The organism is Amphritea sp., assembly GCF_048266285.1.
GTDB lineage: Bacteria > Pseudomonadota > Gammaproteobacteria > Pseudomonadales > Balneatricaceae > Amphritea.
In genome coordinates this window covers 1-15,559 of record NZ_JBLWZV010000004.1, presented here as the reverse complement: position 1 = coordinate 15,559, position 15,559 = coordinate 1, and the positions used below count along the sequence as shown (strand labels likewise).

Below are 15,559 nucleotides of genomic sequence, written 5' to 3'. Positions count from 1 at the left end.
TCGGAGCGACAAGGTCGTTTAAAAGTAGATAAAGAATTTTCGGAAACAGAATTATGAAATTCAGTGAAAAGTGGTTACGTGAACTGGTAGATCCGGCGACGGATACACAGGGAATTGCCGATCAGATCACGATGGCCGGTCTCGAAGTCGATGAGATTATTCCGGTTGCGGGTCAATTTAGTGGTGTGGTTGTGGGTGAAATCCTCTCCGCTGAGCCGCATCCTAACGCCGATAAGTTACAGGTATGTCAGGTAGCCGACGGCAATGAAACATTCCAAATCGTCTGTGGCGCGCCGAATGCCCGTGGTGGACTAAAAACTGCCTTTGCCAAGGTCGGTGCAGTGCTGAGCTCCCCCGACGGTAGCGACTTTAAGATCAAAAAAGCCAAGCTACGTCAGGTTGAATCGTTCGGTATGCTCTGTGCGGATGACGAGCTGGGGATCTCCGACAATCATGCCGGTATTATGGAATTGGCCGCTGATGCGCCGGTCGGTACCGATCTGCGTGATTATTTAGGTCTGGATGATTCTATTATTGATGTTGACCTGACGCCAAACCGTGGTGACTGTCTCTCTATTGCGGGTCTGGCCCGTGAAGTGGGCGTATTGAATAAAGCGCCCGTTAGCTATGTCGATATTGAGTTTACCGTACCGACTATCGATGATACGTTACCGATCACACTGGAAGATCCAGAAGGCTGTCCTCGTTATCAGGGCCGGATTATCCGTGGTGTCGATATGACCGCTGAAACGCCGCTGTGGATGGTTGAGAAGCTACGTCGCTGTGGTATTCGCTCAATTGATCCCGTAGTCGATGTGACCAACTATGTCTTGCTGGAGTTAGGTCAGCCGATGCATGCCTTCGACCTGAATACGCTCAATGGTGGCATCGTGGTGCGTAAGGCGCAGCCGGGTGAAAAACTGACCTTGTTGGACGGTAACGAAGTCGAGCTAACAGAGGGTACACTGGTAATTGCCGATCAAGAAAAAGCTATCGCGATGGCAGGTATTTTTGGTGGAGAAGCAACCGGTGTAACGGCGCAGTCGAAAGATATTTTCCTTGAGTGTGCCTACTTCAATCCGATTAATATTGCCGGTCGAGCACGTTCTTATGGTTTGCATACCGATGCTTCCCATCGCTATGAGCGTGGTGTTGATTGGCAGTTGCAACGTAAAGCCACTGAACGCGCTACCCAGCTATTGCTGGATATTGTTGGTGGCCAAGTCGGTCCTGTGGTCGAGGCGGTGTCAGAAGAGCACCTGCCGACCGCAACCTCAGTCACCTTGCGTCAAAGCAAAGTGAATCAGGTGTTGGCATTTGAGATGCCTGCGCTTGAGATCGAAGAGATTCTGACTCGCTTAGGCATGACGGTTGAACTCAGTGCGGAAGGCGAATGGACGGTTGCAGTACCGTCTTACCGTTTTGATATCAGCATTGAAATTGATCTGATTGAAGAGCTGGCGCGTGTTTACGGTTATAACAATCTGCCGGTTAAAGTGCCCACTGCTGAACTGAATATGATCGCTAATGATGAGTCTAAAGTGACCCTGAATCGCGTTCGGGCTCAGTTAGTCGGACGGGGTTATCAAGAAGCGATCACCTACAGCTTCATCGAAAAGGGTTTAGCGGCTCAGTTCGATGATAAGCATGAGGCGAAAGCACTGGCTAATCCGATCTCTGCTGAGATGGCTGTGATGCGTACCTCTATTTGGCCTGGTCTGGCTAAGGCGTTGCAATATAACCAAAACCGCCAGCAAGCGCGGGTGCGCTTGTTTGAAACCGGCCAGCGTTTCTTGCCTGAAGGCGATCAGCTGATTCAGGAGAATGTTGTTGCGGGTCTGATTTGCGGTCCACGTCAGTCGGAAGGCTGGAGTGCTGATAACACTCCGGTAGATTTTTATGATCTGAAAGGTGATGTGGAATCTTTGTTGGCGTTGGGTGGTTGTGCCGATCAGTTCAGCTTTGTGGCTGAACGTCATGTGGCCCTGCATCCGGGTCAATCGGCTGCGATCCAACGTAATGGCAAGACCGTTGGCTTTATGGGCGCGTTGCACCCTGAGTTGGTGAAGAGTCTTGGCCTGACCGGTCCTGTCTTCCTGTTTGAAATTGTTCAGGAAGTGCTGCTTGAAGGTGCTTTGCCTCGCTTTAATAGCCTGTCTAAATTCCCTGAGAGTCGTCGTGACCTAGCATTGCTAGTAAATGACACCGTTGCCTTCGAGCAGATTCGCGCTGTTGCACTGCAGCACGGTGGTGAATACCTCCAAGCAGTGACCCTGTTCGATGTTTATCAGGGTAAAGGTGTTGAACCTGGTCAAAAAAGCATCGCTTTGGGCTTGACCTGGCAGCATCCTTCGCGCACTCTTAACGATGAAGAGATCAACGAAGTTATTGATTTTGTTGTGTCTGCACTGAAAAATGAGTTCGGTGCAACATTAAGAGTGTAATCGACAGGGGTATTCTGATGGGCTCTTTGACTAAAGCAGATATGGCTGAGCGCCTGTATGAAGATCTGGGGCTTAACAAGCGCGAAGCAAAAGAGATGGTGGAAGCCTTCTTTGATGAAATTCGCATGAGCCTTGCTGAAAATGAACAGGTAAAACTATCGGGTTTTGGTAATTTCGACCTGCGTGATAAACGTGAACGTCCGGGTCGAAATCCTAAAACCGGTGAAGAGGTGCCTATTTCAGCACGTCGGGTGGTAACTTTCCGCCCGGGCCAAAAGCTTAAGGAACGTGTAGAAGCCTATGAAGGAGACTGATTCAGTCTCGGATGATCTACCCAGTATCCCGACAAAACGCTACTTCACCATTGGTGAGGTAGCCAAGTTGTGCGATCTTAAAGCACATGTTTTGCGCTATTGGGAGCAAGAATTTCCACAGATCCGTCCGGTTAAACGCAGTGGTCGGCGTTATTATCAGCGCCAAGATGTGCTGATTATTCGTCAGATTCAAGGTTTATTGCATGATCAAGGGTATACCATCAATGGTGCCCGTCAGTGGCTTAATGGCGATCAGGCAGTTGATGATACGGCCCGTTATAAGCAGCTTATCCGCCAGACGATTACCGAACTGGAAGATATTCGTAAGCTACTGAAATCGGTAAAGTAAATCGATTAAAAAGTTCTTTTCAGACGTGAATTGTTGGCGTAGTATAGCCACCTCTGTTGCAGCGCTGAATGCTCTAGGTGTTTAGTGCTCATCGTCGGGACATAGCGCAGCCTGGTAGCGCACTACTCTGGGGGAGTAGGGGTCGTGGGTTCGAATCCCGCTGTCCCGACCAACTTATTTGCTTCAAACACTATCTTATAAAAAGACCCTTATCGGGTCTTTTTTTGTTTTAGGTACACAATAAAACCACTCTGAGAGCGTATCGGCTAAGTTGTTGTTAGCGGTCTCGATCACCTTATACTCCATCGTTTGAAAATATCGATGCATTACCTATGAGTATTTGCTGATAACGGGTAGTCAGTTTTCGCTTCGATCTGAACATTCTGTGACTGATTTCAGGGCTGCGAAAGTTGTGTATGACGTTTTAGTACAGCGTTAATGTCAGCCTTAAATCTTCTGCCTTTTCTTGAAACGCTTCCTGGATGATATGAATGCGTCTTAATGATGAACTGCATGTCTGTGTCGAGAATCACAACCACAGACCGTCTAAAAAATATGCCGGTTAGGGCCGTATTTTCACCACTGGTCGTTTGGGGCAGGTGTGTTGGGTCATAAGGGTTAACACATCCCGCACGGCATCCACTGTAAAGGGGATTTGTACTACTTCAGGGGGGATAATGTCGCCACTGGCGACGTCCTGTAATAGTTGCGAACCCATAAAGCTTAAGTGCTGCTGCGCACATAAGCTGTTGGCCAACCATGCGCCACCGAGTGAGACCACCCCGATCTGAGGTGCTTTTTCAAATAATAACGCTTCGCTGATATCGCTAAAGCCATTGAGGCAGGCAATGTGGCCACAAAAGCGTAAACGATGGAGGTCGTCGATAAAGCTATCTCCGCCCTGAGTATTGAGTATGCAATCAAAGCCACCTGGCCCAAGTTCGCGTTTAATCTGGTGACAGATGTTGTCGGCATGACAGTCGAAGGTAAAGTCAGCGCCTAATTTAGTTAGACGCTTATGATGCGATTTTTCGGCAAAGGCAAAAACCTGTGCGCCTTGGCGTTTAGCGTACTGCACAGCGAAGTGCGCAACGGCTCCCTGAGCGCTGTTAATTGCAAATGATTGGCCTTCTTGTAATTGCAGTTTACCAAGCGCTAATAATGCGGTCATACCGGCATTAGGTAGAGCTACCGCGACCTCGCTGGCAATGCTGTCGGGCACTTCAGAGACGGCGAAGTTGGGTACCACCGCATACTCTTTAAGCATCCCTTGTTTTGCCAAGCTGCTGTTAAATAGCACCCGAGAGCCCTTGCTTGGAAACACACCTTTAGGGGCATCCACTACCGTGCCGATAGCATCTGAGCCTAATATATGAGGGTATTGCCATTGGCAAAAACCATCTCTAGCAAGCCGTGCATCGAGATGATTGATTGCTACATATTCGATGGCGATCAACAGCTCATTGTCACCGAATGTGGGGATCGGGTGTTGTGACATGTGCAGGTCAAACTCTGCACCGCACTGGCGCAGCTGAATGGCGTTCATTTTTGCTGTCGACATTTTACCTCCATTGTCTCCCTTGGGCGTTAAGGCTAAGTATTAACGGCTCGCCAATAACGCCTGCGTCCACTGTCCGTTGAGTTCGCTGTAAACGTTGACGCCAGCGCTCAGCCATTGGTCGCGGATAGTCATTTGCGCTTGCTCTGCAGCGAGGACATCTTGCCGGGCATCGAGTAAATCGAGATAGGCTAGCTGTCCCTCTTGATATTCATGGTTCGCTTGTTGATAGGCCTGCTGTGCGGCATTGACCCGGGCCTGAGCATAACCTAACTGCTGTTTAACTTGAACCAAGGTGCGCAGCGATAGCACTGTTTTTGATAAAACTTGGGTCAAGGTCTGTTTATACGCATGGTAGCTTGCCTCGCTGAGTGCTGTTTGCGCATCCAGTTGGGCTAACAGTTGTGGATAACTAAACAGTGACCAGCTCAGAGTTGGGGTTATCTGCCAGTTCGACTGACTGTGGTCGAAATTCAAGCCGGGTGCACTGAGTACGCCGGTAAATGCTGCTAGGCTGATATCCGGATATAGCGATCGTGCTGCGCTGTTCGCCAGTTGGCTTTGTTGCGTGAGCTGTGCCACGGCTGATTGTACATCGCCACGGCTCATTAGTGCATCCTCGGGGGATTGTACTGCGACGTTAATACGTTGCTGATCGTATTGAGCCGCGCTCATCGGTGTCAGAGCTAGTTCACCGGCTTGTGTATCGAGTAGCATTGCCAGGGTTTGTTCTACTTGCGCTTGCTCAGTGGCAATCTGTGGTAACTGCTGTTTCAGTTGGTAATATTGAGATTCGGTGCGGTTGAGTTCAAGTTCGGTGGCAATACCCTCTTGAAGTTGCACCTGTAAGATCGCCATGCTGTCTTCTAGTGCTGCCAGTTGTCGCTGGGTCAGTTCAAGGCGCAAACTTTGATTCTGCCACTGTAGATAGCTGCGTACCGTGCTGCTAACGAGTTCAGCCACGAGGGTTTGATACTGCCCCTGCTGGTCCTGTGCGACGGCTTCTGCCGCTAAGCTTAGCGCCTGAAGGCGGCCAGATAGATCCAGTTGCCAAGTGAAATTCCCATTGCCGGTGGTGTAGCTACTGGTTTCACCGTTTGGATTTTGCGTGCTGATGGTATTCCCACGAACGCCAGTAATATCCACACTGCCTTGCAGCCATTGTGCCCGTTGTTGCTCCGTTAACTGCGCCAGGGCAGCACGCAAGCGTGCTGCCGAGACTTGGAGGTTTTGGTTACGGGTTAAGGTTTGTTGCACTAAACGATTCAGTTGCTCATCGCCTAGTTGTTGCCACCAGTCTAATTCGCTTTGTTGTGCAATCGATTGGACTCTCTGATGTTGCTGCACCTGAGCGATGAACTGTTGCGTGGCTTGTGCCTTTTCCTGTTCTAGCGGGGTGCTGGCGCACCCTGTTAGAACGGCCAGTGTTAACGAAGAGAGTGTCAGTTTAACGGTTTTCATGTGACACCTCCTTAGGCGTGACCATGCGATAAAATACCGGGGTGAACAGCAAGCCGAATAGGGTGACACCGATCATACCGAAGAACACGGCGTTACCCATTGCTTGACGCATTTCGGCTCCCGCGCCCGTGGCGAGCACGAGCGGTATGACACCAGCAGTAAAGGCGATTGAGGTCATTAAGATGGGACGTAGGCGTAAGCGGCAGGCCTCAATAATAGCGTCCATATGGCTGGCTCCGTTAAGCTGTTTGTCGCGGGCAAACTCAATCATCAGAATGGCATTTTTCGAGGCCAGCGCCACCAACACTATCAGGGCTACTTGGGTGAAGATGTTGTTATCCCCTCCGAGCATATAGACCCCCGCCAAGGCGGAGAAAATAGTCATCGGCACGATCAGTATGATCGCCAGCGGTAAGCGTAGGCTTTCATATTGGGCAGCCAGCACCATAAACACAAGTAGCACAACCAGAGGGAACACATACACCATCGTGTTACCGGCTAGGATCTGTTGATAGGTGACTTCGGTCCACTCATAGGTGATACCGTCGGGCAACGCTTGAGCTAGCACCTGTTCAATCGCCTGTTTTGCTTGATCTGAACTGTAGCCTGGCGCCGGGCTGCCGTTTAGTTCTGCGGTGACATAGCCGTTGTAATGTTGAACACGATCCGGGCCGGTAGTTGGTTCGACGGTGACCACCGAGCCTAGCGGTACCATTTCGCCAGCTGCGTTACGCAGTTTAAGGTTTAAGATTTGCGCACGTTTGCTACGATATTGAGCATCGGCTTGAGCGTTCACCTGATAGGTGCGGCCAAAGAGGTTGATGTCATTAATATACGCGGAGCCGAGATACACCTGCAACGTCGTGAATACATCATTCAGGGCGATACCTTGAATCAGTGCTTGTTCACGGTCGATGTTGATGTCCATTTGTGGCACTTGGATGCGGTAGCTCGAGAATAAACCGGTTAAGGCCGGATTTTGCTGTGCCGCCGCGATGGTCCCTTGTAAGGCGCTAAACAGGGCTTCAAAGCCTTTGTTGCCTCGGTCTTCTAGCTGTAGCTTAAACCCACCGGTAGTGCCAAGGCCTAAAATAGGCGGTGGTGGAAATACCGCGACAAAGGCTTCATCAATGACGCTGAAGCGCTGGTTGAGCTGCATAGCAATAGCGTTCGCTGACATCGATGGATCGGTGCGTTGCGAGAAATCCTCCAACGGTGTAAACATCACCGCGCTGTTGGTGCTGTTGGCGAATCCATTAACTGATAAGCCGGGGAACGCCACGGTATGTGCTACACCCGGTACATCTAGGGCGATCTCTTGGATCTGTTCGACAACCGATTGCGTTCTATCAAGGCTGGCGGCATCGGGTAGCTGTACCACGGCGACCAGATATTGCTTATCCTGTTGTGGAATAAAGCCACCGGGCACCGCGTTGAATAAACCGACGGTTGATCCCACTAAACCAAGGTAGACCACGCCGACCACAACACTTAGGCGGATCAGCTTTTTGACCAACGCTTCATAGCCTTTCGCGCTGTTATCAAACAGGCGGTTAAAGGGTTTGAATAACCAGTTACCGAAGAGCTTATTAAGCACCTTGGTGAGTCGGTCGTCGGGGGCATCATGGGACTTCAGCAAAATAGCCGAGAGTGCAGGTGATAGGGTCAATGAGTTAAACGCTGAGATCAGTGTTGAAATCGTGATGGTTAAGGCAAATTGCTTATAAAACTGGCCAGAAAGTCCGGTGATAAATGCTGTTGGAATAAAGACTGCGCACAGCACGAAGGCGATGGCAATAATAGGCCCGGTTACTTCACTCATGGCGATCTTGGTCGCCTCGACAGGGCTATGGCCTTCACTAATATTACGTTCAACGTTTTCCACCACCACGATGGCATCATCAACGACGATACCGATCGCGAGTATCAAACCGAATAGCGATAGGGTGTTAATCGATACCCCGAGCAGTTGCATCACGGCGAAGGTACCAATCAATGACACCGGCACGGCAATCAAGGGGATGATGGAGGCGCGCCATGTTTGCAAGAACAGCACAACCACTACGACCACTAATAGAATGGCTTCAATCAGCGTTTTGATCACCGCATCGATCGACCCCTGTACGAATACAGTGGGGTCATAAGCGATCTCATATTCCATACCTGCTGGGAATTTTTCCGACAGCCGTTGCATGGTGTCACGCACGCTATTAGAAAGCTCAATGGCGTTAGAGCCGGGGCGTTGGAAAACCGGTATAGCCAGTGCGGCTTTGTTATCCAGCATGGCCCGCAATGCATAATTTTCTTGGCCTAGTTCAATGCGAGCAACATCGTTGAGGCGGGTAATTTGTCGATCGTCACCAACCCGCAGTACTACATTTTCAAACTCTTCGATGCTTGATAGACGGCCTTTAACGTTCAGAAGTATCTGAAACTGGTTTTCTTCTGGTGATGGCTGGGCGCCTAGTGAGCCTGCGGCGACCTGTTGGTTTTGTTCGCTCAAGGCGGCCATGACATCGCTTGCGGTAAGGTTGCGCTCTGCGAGGGCATCCGGGTTAAGCCAGACACGCATAGAGTATTTCGAGCCACCAAACAGACGAATATCACCTACGCCGGGTAAGCGTTTTAACTCATCTTGGATATACAAGTCGGCATAGTTCGCCATATAAGATGTATCTTGGCTGTCATCCGGCGAGAATAGATGTACCACCAACGCCAAATTCGGCGATGATTTTTCCGCCGTGACGCCGAGCCGTTGCACTTCTTCGGGCAAACGGGGAAGGGCATTACTCACTCGGTTTTGCACCTGCACCTGGGCTTGATCTAAATCGGTACCTAAGGCAAAAGTGACGGTGAGTGTTAGACGCCCGTCGCTGGTGGCCTGGGATGAGTGATACAGCATGTTCTCTAGACCGTTCATCTCCTGCTCAAGCGGGGTGGCGACGGTTTCGGCGATAACCTTGGGGTTGGCGCCGGGGTAAGTGGCGCTGACGACCACGGTCGGTGGCACCACTTCAGGGTATTCGCTGACAGGCAATTGAAACAGCGAGATAGCACCGGTGATCACAAACACCAGTGAAAGCATCGCTGCAAATATGGGCCGGCTAATGAAGAAATGTGAAAAGTTCATAGGGGTCTCTTATGGTGCAACGCTCAATAGGGTGTCAGTTTGTTGATCTTGGTTGAGCACAAACTGAGTGCTGTCAAAATCAAAGCTCACATCGTTAGGCGTAATGGGCATGCCGGGGCCGACGCGAGCGGGTCCATTAGCCGCAATACGATCGTGTTGCTCCAGGCCTGAGGTGATTGCACGGTAAGCACCGTAACGTTCTCCGAGTGTGACCAAGCGGTATTGCAGGGTGTTGTTGCTATCGACTACTAATACAAAACGGTTTTTGAGATCGGTGCCGATCGCGCGCTCTGGGACAATGGCCATGGCTTTAGCATCGTTCGCCGCCAGTGATATACGGGCAAATGCCCCCGGCTTAAGGTGGTATCGCTGTGCATCAAACACACCACGGACACGCAGGGTGCCTGTTGTGGGGTTGATTTCGTTATCAATGAAGTCCACATAACCGGGCACCGGCTGGTTGTCACTGATGCGGGTTAAGGTGAGAGGGGGGCTATCTTTTGCTTCGACAGAGGCAAATGCTTGGTTCCACGTGCGTTCATCGACATCGAAATACGCATACACTTTATCGTTGGAAACAAGCGTGGTGAGTGTGGTTTGTCCCGCGGTAACAAAGTTGCCCTGGGTGGCGATAGCGCGGGAGATTACCCCAGAAATGGGTGCTTCAACTTGGCTAAACTCTAAGTCGAGTTTGGCTGATTGCAGCTGCGCCGCAATGGCGTTACGGCCGGCAATGGCTTGACGTAAGGCCGCAGCCCGTTGATCGGCTTGTTCTGTCGACATGGCTTTTTTCGCCAGCAAGCGTTTGGCCCGCTGAGCTTCACCACGCGCTTGTTCAAGCGCAGCTTCGGCGCTTACTCGCTGAGCTTCAAGGTTGGCAACTTGAGTATTAAAGGGGCGTGGGTCGATGCTAAAAAGTACCTGACCTTTCTGGACGTATTCGCCCTCTTTAAACAGCACATTATCAATTTGACCAGACACTCTAGGCTTTAATACCACGCGATGCGGTGCTTCGAGACGTGTGGTAAAGGTGTGCCAAGATTGTACCTGTTTCAGCTGAACGTCGGTTACATCGATAGTCAATGGTGGTGGTTTTTGCCCTTGTTGTGCGCTTGACTGGTCACAGCCGCTCAAGAGCACGGTCAGTGCAATAGCGCCGAGAGTATAACTAATTTTCTTCATGACGTTTTCCAATCAAATTGAGTTGCAGGCATCCTACGCACTGTCATTGAAGATAAAAATAGTATGTTTTGGATTATATTAATGCCAAAATTGCACCAATAAAGTGGTTTATCAATCTGGGGTAGTGTGTGGATACAACGAGTCGGTTAATTCTGTTGCTGGATGTGGTCGAGCAGGGGTCATTTGCGAAGGCCGCGGAGTTAAGACATATCGATCGCTCAGTGGTATCGAAACAGGTGAGTAAGCTGGAAGATGATTTAGGAGTGCGGCTGTTAAACAGAACAACTCGATCGTTTTCGCTGACTGCCGCCGGGGCCGAAATGGTCAAAAAAGCCGCAGAACTGCGCCTGTTGTTGCAAGATACGGTGCAGTTGGCCGAGAACTACCATCAAGAGCCGCGGGGTTTATTGCGTATCACTGCCGCTAGCTTTATTGGTAAGCATTATTTATTGCCAGTGATTAATGATTTTCAAAAACGCTTTCCGCAAGTGAGTGTGGAGCTGCGCCTTGATGATCGCTTGGTGGATATGATCGCAGAGGGGTTCGATTTGGCGTTCCGGGTGGGTGAGCCGCGAGATTCATCGCTGATTGCACGTAAAGTGGGACGCAATCGGATGTTGATACTGGCCACTCAGCCATTTATTGACACCTTTGGTGAACCCAAAACGATGGCTGACTTGGCCGACCTACCCGCCGCGGCCTACAGTAGCGCACACTTTCGTCATGAATCTATCCATTATATTGATGAAGATGGCGAGCCTCAGGAGCAGACGATCAAACCGGTGTTTCGCGCCAATGATGCTGAAATATTGATTGATAAGGTGCTGTCTCATACCGCCTTTTTCTCAGCGCCGACTTTTCTTTTTGCGGATGATATTAAGATTGATCAGCTTGTGCCTTTACTTACCCATGTGCAGTTGCCGGAATATAAATCGGTGTATGCGGTCTATCCGCATCGTGATTTACCGGTGCGTACGCGGCTGTTTTTGGATGCCGCCCGCCACTATATCGGCGACCCTATTCCCCGTTGGGAGCGCAACATCCCCAACTTAGAGAGCCTGTATCAAGCACAATAGTGGTTCTCGCTTTGGTTTTCATGAGTCAGGCTCGGCGGTGAACTATAATAAGAGGCAAAGAAAATAAACGAAAAGAGGTTACCGCTATGGGCTGGGCATGGATAAGACGGTTGCGGCCTGAAGACCCTCAGCGGTTGGGTAATTTTAGACAGACGACGCAAGATTTAAAATGGGATGAAGAGGATGTCGCCGAATCGCTGGCTATACTTTTTAATGCCGTTGATCTCTTGGCTGAGGCGGAGGTGGCTTACTACTATCGCCGTCGAGGTACGCGCGCTTGGATATCGGGGGTAACACGCTTTGGTGGCTGGCTATTTGGTTCTATCGGACTGCTTCTACCGTTGTTGGCCACCACCACGGATAGCACGTTTCAGCAATGGGCGGCATTTGGCTATGTTGCACTGGCAATAGCGGCCAGTTGTTTTGCTGCTAATTCATTGTTTGGTGGTACTGCAGGTCATATCCGTTTTGTCGCGACCCAGCTCGAATTAGAAAAATTAATGACGGCCACACGTATTTCGTGGTGTCGTTATCTTTCTCAAGACCATGCCGACGATATTTCTAATGTGGGCTTCTCATTGATACTTAATTACGCAGAAGAGTTGTATGCCATAACGCTGTCAGAGACAGGATTATGGGGAGAACTTTTATTGAAAGAACTTTCAGCATATCAACAAGATATGACAACTCATAAAGCTGACTCACCTCAATAATCATGCTTCTGATAAGGTGAATAACCTTGTTTGAGGTGTTGTTTTTATAGGTTATGCCATTTTGGGTAAATTCCTCTATCAGTAGTAGGGCTTTTAGGGCATAGTCATTTGGTTTAGGTGGCTTTTTTGTAATCATCTTTGATGGCTGCTTTGCCTCTTTACTCCTTTATAACTATAACGATTAAGCTGTCTGGAGTTTGTACATGAGAATAGTTTCTTTCGCTGCATATGCAAAAGCGACGTTTGCGAGTTTAGTATTGGTATCCGGGTCTTATGTGCATGCTGAAGGCGTAGATGGCAGTTTTAAATCGAGAGTTAATTTAGTTCTAAATGAGCATTACCTAGCGAAGATGGTTGATGCCGATCTTGTGGCCGCAAAGGCTCAAGTAAATGCAGAACGTTCGGCTTACTTTCCTAAAATTGATCTAAAAGCATCAACCGGTTATCAAGATATTGACCGGGATGTGGGGGCGAGTGGTACCTACGAACCTAAAGAAGCGAGCTTGAGTGTTAACCAGCTGGTTTATGATTTTGGTACTACCTCCGCTAAAGTGGATGTGGCGCGTCATGTGACCGAAAAAGAATCGCTTGAGAATGCATTGCAGCGGCAGAATTTGATTTTTGCAGCCGTTGAAGCACACCTTGAGTTAGTTAAAGCTCACCGGCTTAAACAATACGCAGAAAAGTCTGAAGAAAATGTCAGAGTATTGACGCAGCAAGAAAATGCGCGTGTTGATGCAGGAAAAGGGTATGCGACAGATGTTTTGCAGGCAAAAGCTCAGTTAGCTTCAGCAGAAGCCCGTAGAGTTGTCTCGAATAGTGATTTGAATATTGCTGAAAACCGCTATCGAGCGGTCTATGGGAATTTGCCCCCTTTGGCTGTTGAGTTAGAGGCGTTGAATGTCCCTGCGGCCTTGTTACCGGCCTCCTTGTCTGAAGTTGAGCAGCGAGTTCAGGAAGCAAGCCCAGATGTGTTAGCGGCACAAGCTAGGCATCAGGTTGCCCGAGCGAGCTTGCACGCAACAAGTAAATCCGAATATATGCCACGGGTTGATCTTTCCCTTAGTCATGCTCGTTATGATGACCGAGATGGTACTGAAGGGTATCGCGATGATTCTCTCGCCACGCTTAATTTTCGCTGGAGCTTTGATTCAGGATCAAAAGCGAGCCATCTGGTCACGGCGGCTAATGCGCAAGCACTTAGTGAGTCTGAGAAAGCAAACTACGTTCTTGTACAATCGGTAGAAGAGGCGCGCAACGCTTGGAATAGCTGGGGCATGTCGAGAGACCGCACTCGTTACCTACTGAATCAGGTTGAGATTTCAAAGTTATTTCTAAAGTTAGCACTTAAAGAACGAGGCTATGGTCGTCGTTCTTTACTCGATATTCTTAATGCCGCAACGGCTTTAATTAACGCTGAAAGCGCCGCTGCTGAGGCTGAGTTGGATGAGACTCTGGCAGCTTTTCGGCTTTTACGAGCATCAGGTCGTCTTCAAATTGGGTTGTTTGATCAACCTGGCGTCGTCATGGCGAGAGGAGCTCACTAGCGTCATTAGTGAGTTTGTCTAAGAAGTATTACCAAGAAAAACGATCCGATTGCTACTTTAGGAAAGATATCTGATATGAATGCCATTACTCTAGATGCCATTGTTGAAATTGTGCAGAACACTAAAGCACTTAGTGCTGCCGGTCTACCACAGGAACTATTGTTTCAGCAGGCGGCACAGCAGGTTGCTGAAATACTGCGAGATAGTGGTGTAAATGAAACGGATATCCTTGCTACGTTAAAACTGCTTGAACAGGTGTTTCAGAACCCTGAAGATCCAGGCCTGTTCGATGAGTTTCAAGTGCTTTTGAATGAGAAGGTTTTAGATAACGCAGTTACAGAAACGACAGGTTTGTCGGCATCTCAAAAAACGCCGACGAGTGATGATCCCGGCGGCGATGGTGATGTTGGTTCGCAAGGAGCCCCCCCTGAAACCTCTAGCCCTCCATTAGGTTCCTCGACTCCTCCTTTAGATTCTTCTCGCTCCCCGCTTGATAACTCAGACCCAACCCCTTTTAAGCCACCGATTGACTTAGGCACGCCTGAATTAACAGGGCTGACTTCCAACCTGTTAACGGGAAGACCGGCCCCACTTACTCCTGCAGAAGTTTCTTTTCTTACGCAAGATGGGAGTGATCCATCCTTAGGTGGCGCAGCTCAACAGGGGCCGGAAAGTACACCTCTGACAACAGAGCGTTTTGTTTATAACTCTGGGGCCGAAAATCAAGAAGAAGCGCCGCCAGCAACTAATCTATCCAGTGATTATTCTATTGTTGCGCCAACAGCCTCATATGACGAGGGGACGTCTGGTGTTGTGACCTTGATCTTTGAGGTTGCTAGAACAAACCCTGTAACCGATGCTCAGTTAACATGGCGATTGGCTGAAGCTCTTGATGCGGCGGTTAGCTCCGGTACTGTCGACTTCGTTATTGGGCAATCTCAAGCATTAATCGAAGTACTTGTACGAGCGGATAAGTTAATAGAGTTAGATGCCGATTATATGGTGGTCCTTGAAAGCTCTGATCCTAATGTGAGCTTGGTTGGACCTCAGGCTTCTATTCGGTTAATTGATGATGATGGGCTTGTTTCGGTTACGGTAGATACCTCGAATATTAATGAGGGAAGTTCTGATACTAGCCAGCTATTAACCTATACGGTAACCCGCACGAATACCGTCAGTGAGACCACTGTCGACTGGGCGCTCACCGGTTTGGATGCAGATGATCTCGTCTCCGGCCAAGCGCAAAATGGTAGTCTCGCTTTTGCAGCGGGTGTTGTCAGCCAGACGTTCACCATCGAAGTGCTAGGCGATAAAACCATCGAAGCGGATGAGCTGCTGAGTGTGAGTTTGTCCAATGCTGGTGATAACTTAACCCTCGGTGCCGTCTCACAGGTTGAGACCACGGTCGTTAATGATGATGGCACTGTTAGCATCGCTGCCAGCCAAACGTCTATCGAAGAAGGTTCAACGGGCACCAGCCAACTGTTGACCTACACCGTTACTCGGACTAACACCGTTAATGCCTCCAGCGTCGACTGGGCGCTCACCGGCTTGGATGCAGATGACCTCGTCTCCGGCCAAGCCCAGAACGGCAGCCTGACCTTTGCGGCGGGTGTTGCTAGCCAGACCTTTACCATCGAAGTACTAGGCGATAAAACCATCGAAGCCGATGAGCTGCTGAGTGTGAGTTTGTCCAATGCTGGGGATAACTTAACCCTCGGTACCGTCTCTCAGGTCGATACCACGGTCGTTAATGATGACGGCACCGTCAGTATTGCTGTCTCT

General features: G+C 49.6%; 11 protein-coding genes and 1 tRNA gene. 8 read left to right on the top strand and 4 right to left on the bottom strand.

Annotated elements, in window-relative coordinates; genetic code table 11:
• Positions 1-53: 53 nt before the first annotated feature.
• The 4 genes from pheT to ACN0T0_RS06940 all read left to right on the top strand — a co-directional run bounded on the left by pheT (position 54) and on the right by ACN0T0_RS06940 (position 3,279).
• Positions 54-2,444, top strand: a complete 2,391-nt coding sequence (gene pheT, locus ACN0T0_RS06955; protein ID WP_417224529.1) for a phenylalanine--tRNA ligase subunit beta — start codon at positions 54-56, stop codon at positions 2,442-2,444.
• 17 nt (positions 2,445-2,461) lie between these two features.
• Complete coding sequence (gene ihfA, locus ACN0T0_RS06950) at positions 2,462-2,758, top strand: integration host factor subunit alpha (protein WP_091357359.1); 297 nt, start codon at positions 2,462-2,464, stop codon at positions 2,756-2,758.
• On the top strand, positions 2,745-3,107 hold the full coding sequence (locus ACN0T0_RS06945; protein ID WP_417224527.1) for a MerR family transcriptional regulator: 363 nt from the start codon (positions 2,745-2,747) through the stop codon (positions 3,105-3,107). Before ihfA ends, ACN0T0_RS06945 begins: the two co-directional genes overlap by 14 nt.
• A gap of 95 nt (positions 3,108-3,202) precedes the next feature.
• Positions 3,203-3,279 (top strand) — tRNA-Pro (locus tag ACN0T0_RS06940).
• A gap of 390 nt (positions 3,280-3,669) precedes the next feature.
• On the opposite strand, the gene ACN0T0_RS06935 is transcribed toward ACN0T0_RS06940, so the two are convergent.
• The 4 genes from ACN0T0_RS06935 to ACN0T0_RS06920 are packed head-to-tail and all read right to left on the bottom strand — an operon-like array spanning position 3,670 to position 10,438.
• On the bottom strand, positions 3,670-4,668 hold the full coding sequence (locus ACN0T0_RS06935) for a zinc-binding dehydrogenase (protein WP_417224525.1): 999 nt from the start codon (positions 4,666-4,668) through the stop codon (positions 3,670-3,672).
• 39 nt (positions 4,669-4,707) lie between these two features.
• Complete coding sequence (locus tag ACN0T0_RS06930; protein ID WP_417224524.1) at positions 4,708-6,126, bottom strand: TolC family protein; 1,419 nt, start codon at positions 6,124-6,126, stop codon at positions 4,708-4,710.
• Positions 6,113-9,256, bottom strand: a complete 3,144-nt coding sequence (locus tag ACN0T0_RS06925) for an efflux RND transporter permease subunit (RefSeq protein WP_417224522.1) — start codon at positions 9,254-9,256, stop codon at positions 6,113-6,115. Before ACN0T0_RS06925 ends, ACN0T0_RS06930 begins: the two co-directional genes overlap by 14 nt.
• Before the next feature lie 9 nt (positions 9,257-9,265).
• Positions 9,266-10,438 (bottom strand): efflux RND transporter periplasmic adaptor subunit, encoded by a 1,173-nt coding sequence (locus ACN0T0_RS06920; protein WP_417224520.1) that lies wholly within the window; start codon positions 10,436-10,438, stop codon positions 9,266-9,268.
• Between the two features lie 128 nt (positions 10,439-10,566).
• Here ACN0T0_RS06920 and ACN0T0_RS06915 point away from each other — a divergent pair, with 128 nt between their 5' ends.
• The 4 genes from ACN0T0_RS06915 to ACN0T0_RS06900 all read left to right on the top strand — a co-directional run.
• The gene (locus ACN0T0_RS06915) at positions 10,567-11,514 is read left to right on the top strand and encodes a LysR family transcriptional regulator (RefSeq protein ID WP_417224518.1); all 948 of its coding nucleotides are present in this window, start codon (positions 10,567-10,569) and stop codon (positions 11,512-11,514) included.
• Positions 11,515-11,600: 86 nt separating this feature from the next.
• The gene (locus ACN0T0_RS06910) at positions 11,601-12,227 is read left to right on the top strand and encodes an SLATT domain-containing protein (RefSeq protein ID WP_417224517.1); all 627 of its coding nucleotides are present in this window, start codon (positions 11,601-11,603) and stop codon (positions 12,225-12,227) included.
• Between the two features lie 203 nt (positions 12,228-12,430).
• Positions 12,431-13,774: a TolC family protein gene (locus ACN0T0_RS06905; protein WP_417224515.1), complete on the top strand. Its 1,344-nt coding sequence runs from the start codon at positions 12,431-12,433 to the stop codon at positions 13,772-13,774.
• A 75-nt stretch (positions 13,775-13,849) separates the two neighbouring features.
• Positions 13,850-15,559 (top strand): Calx-beta domain-containing protein (locus tag ACN0T0_RS06900; RefSeq protein WP_417224514.1); only part of this gene is annotated, 1,710 nt, incomplete at its 3' end.